Consider the following 3,236-nt stretch of genomic DNA (forward strand, 5'->3'; position numbering starts at 1 on the left):
CCACGCATCAATCCATGCCAACAATGCAATTAACAGATTGTTACATCTGCGCCACCATCCACCTCAATAAAAACCGTGCGCCGCTTCTCCGTAGCGCACGTCATAAAAGCGGTGGAGTACTTTTCAATGACAGCCTCAATCCCAACCAACGGCTCGCGGGCCGGTGCCATCTTCCGGGTGACCTCGGGCAACTTCCTCGAACAGTTCGACTTCTTTCTGTTCGGCTTCTACGCCACGCAGATCGCGGCGGTGTTCTTCCCGGCGAGCAGCGAGTTCGCCTCCCTGATGATGACTTTCGCAGTATTCGGCGCCGGTTTCCTGATGCGTCCGCTCGGCGCCATTGTGCTCGGCGCGTACATCGATGACGTCGGCCGACGCAAAGGTCTGATCGTCACCCTGTCGATCATGGCCAGCGGCACGATATTGATTGTGCTGGTGCCCGGATACGAAACCATTGGCCTGTTCGCCCCGGCGCTGGTGCTGATCGGGCGACTGCTACAAGGCTTCTCCGCCGGCGCGGAACTCGGTGGTGTTTCGGTGTACCTGTCCGAGATCGCCACGCCGGGCCGCAGAGGCTTTTTCACCGCTTGGCAGTCGGCCAGTCAACAAGTGGCGATCATCGTTGCTGCCGCGCTGGGCTACGGTCTGAACCAGTGGATGGAGCCGCAAGCCGTGGCCGCCTGGGGCTGGCGCATTCCGTTTTTCGTCGGCTGCATGATCGTCCCGTTCATCTTCTTCCTGCGCCGCAACCTGGCGGAAACCGAAGAGTTCGCCGCGCGCAAACATCGCCCGAGCATGCGCGAAGTGTTCCGCACCCTCGGCCAGAATTGGGGCGTGGTGCTCGGCGGGATGTTGATGGTCGCGTTGACCACCACCGCGTTCTACCTGATCACCGTGTACGCGCCGACTTTCGGCAAAACCGTGCTGCACCTGAGCACTTCCGACGCGCTGCTGGTGACGCTGCTGGTGGGTGTGTCGAACTTCTTCTGGCTGCCGATTGGCGGCGCGTTGTCCGACCGTATCGGCCGTCGTCCGGTGCTGATCGGCATGGCCTTGCTGGCGCTGGCCACGACTTATCCGGCGCTGTCGTTCCTGGTGCAGGCGCCGAGCTTCATCAACATGCTGCTGTCGCTGTTGTGGCTGTCGTTTATTTACGGCTTGTACAACGGCGCTATGATTCCGGCGCTGACCGAAATCATGCCGGTGGAAGTGCGCGTCGCCGGTTTCTCCCTGGCCTACAGCCTGGCCACGGCGATCTTCGGCGGTTTCACCCCGGCGATGTCGACTTTCCTGATCCAGTACACCGGCGACAAAGCCGCGCCAGGTTACTGGATGAGCATCGGTGCCCTGTGCGCGCTGTGCGCCACGCTTTACCTGTACCGCCGTGCCGGTGGTCGTCTGCAACCTGTCGCGGCCTGAGGAAAAACTCGCCATGAAAAAACTTTTTACTGTCACCGCCCTGCTCGCCGGTCTCGCATTCAACTTCGCGGCCCAGGCCGAAGAATTGAGCGTGATGACCTCCGGTGGCTTCACCGCCGCCTACAAGATCCTCGGGCCGAAATTCGCTGCCGCAACGGGCAACACGCTGACCACCAGCCTCGGCCCGTCGATGGGCAAGGCGCCGGAAGCGATCCCCAATCGTCTGGCGCGCGGCGAGCACGCCGACGTGGTGATCATGGTCGGTTACGCCCTTGATGAGCTGATCAAACAGGGCAAGGTCGACCCGGCGTCCCGCGTTGAACTGGCGGATTCGCGAATCGGTATGGTGGTGCGTGAAGGCGCGGCGAAACCGGACATCAGCAGCGTCGACGGCCTGAAGAAAACCCTGCTCGATGCGCAGTCAGTGGCCTACTCCGACAGCGCCAGCGGCGTGTATATCGAGCAGCAGCTGTTCAAGAAACTCGGCATCGAAGACCAGTTGAAACCGAAGGCGAAAATGATTGCCAGGATACCGGTCGGTTCGGTGGTCGCCACTGGCGACTATCAGTTGGGCTTCCAGCAGGTCAGCGAATTGCTGCCGGTGCCGGGCGTGAGCTTCGTCGCGAAGATTCCGGAATCGGTGCAGTCGGTGACGCGTTTTGCCGCGGGCATCCCGGTCAAGGCCGAGCATCCGCAAGAAGCCAAGGCCCTGCTCGCCTACCTCGCTGCACCGGCCGCTCAGGCTGACGTGCAGGCCACCGGGCTGGATTCGGTCAAGCGTTGATCTTTGGCGGCTGGACGCGCATTTCCACGACCAGCCGCTCCAGTTCCAGTGCCGCCGGGGTCAACGTGCGATCCCGGCGTTTGATGATGCCGACACTGCGCATCACCTGCGGCTCAATCAGCGGCACCCGCGTCAGGATCGGATGATCCGGCCCGGGCATCGCCATCAACGGCACTGCCGCCACGCCCAGCCCCGCCTCCACCAAGCCGATCATCGTCGTCACATGCCGCGTCTCGCAGATGCTCTGCCGCTGCGGCACTACCCCGCCCAAGGCCTGATCGAGCAGAAAGCGATTGCCCGAAGTCTTGTCCAGCGCGATGTAATCCTGCTGATAGAACTCGTCCCAACTGACGCTGCTGCGCCCGGCCAGCGGATGATCGCGACGACAGGCGACAACGTAGCACTCCTGCACAAGCGGTTCGAACTCGACTTTGGCATCCTGCGTGCCGAGAAAACTCAAACCGAAATCCGCCTCGCCATTGACCACCGCACTCAACACATCGTGGGCGCTGGAATCGAGGACTTTGACCTTGATCCGTGGAAACTGCTGGTGATAGCGCGCGACCACGCGGGGCATGAAGTAGTACGCCGCCGACGGCACGCAGGCGACGGTGACATGGCCCAGTCGGGTCGAGGCGACTTCGCTGATGCCAAGCAAGGCAATGTCGAGATCATCCAGCAAGCGCTCGACGCTGGGCATGAAGCCGCGCCCGGCCTGGGTCAGGCTGACCTTGCGCGTGGTGCGCTCGAACAATTTCACGCCGAGGGCGTCTTCGAGCTTTTCGATGCGCCGGCTCAGCGCCGGTTGCGACAGGCGCACGGTGTCGGCAGCCTTGCGAAAACTGCCCTGCTCGACCACCGCACGAAAGGCTTGCAGGTCGTTGAGGTCGAAGTTGATGGCCATGGCGTTTCCGGTAATTGATGCGCAGGGGTTATAAATGTAACCAGTTGATGCAAATTATTACAGAGCACATGAAGATCCCCTGTAGGAGCTGCCGCAGGCTGCGATCTTTTGATCTTGATTCTCTGAAGG

General features: G+C 61.6%; 3 protein-coding genes. 2 read left to right on the forward strand and 1 reads right to left on the reverse strand.

Annotated features, from left to right (window positions below):
* Positions 1–126: 126 nt before the first annotated feature.
* Both D6877_RS20040 and D6877_RS20045 read left to right on the forward strand, forming a co-directional pair.
* On the forward strand, positions 127–1,419 hold the full coding sequence (locus tag D6877_RS20040) for an MFS transporter (protein ID WP_130911877.1): 1,293 nt from the start codon (positions 127–129) through the stop codon (positions 1,417–1,419).
* A gap of 13 nt (positions 1,420–1,432) precedes the next feature.
* A complete protein-coding gene (locus tag D6877_RS20045) occupies positions 1,433–2,203 on the forward strand; it encodes a substrate-binding domain-containing protein (protein WP_056789012.1) in 771 nt (256 codons plus the stop codon).
* Here D6877_RS20045 and D6877_RS20050 read toward each other — a convergent pair.
* Positions 2,193–3,107, reverse strand: coding sequence for a LysR family transcriptional regulator (locus D6877_RS20050; RefSeq protein ID WP_130911878.1), 915 nt, complete (start codon positions 3,105–3,107; stop codon positions 2,193–2,195). The genes D6877_RS20045 and D6877_RS20050 overlap by 11 nt on opposite strands.
* Positions 3,108–3,236 lie beyond the last annotated feature (129 nt).

Source organism: Pseudomonas sp. Sample_9 (genome assembly GCF_004307535.1).
Lineage (GTDB): Bacteria > Pseudomonadota > Gammaproteobacteria > Pseudomonadales > Pseudomonadaceae > Aquipseudomonas > Aquipseudomonas mercuritolerans.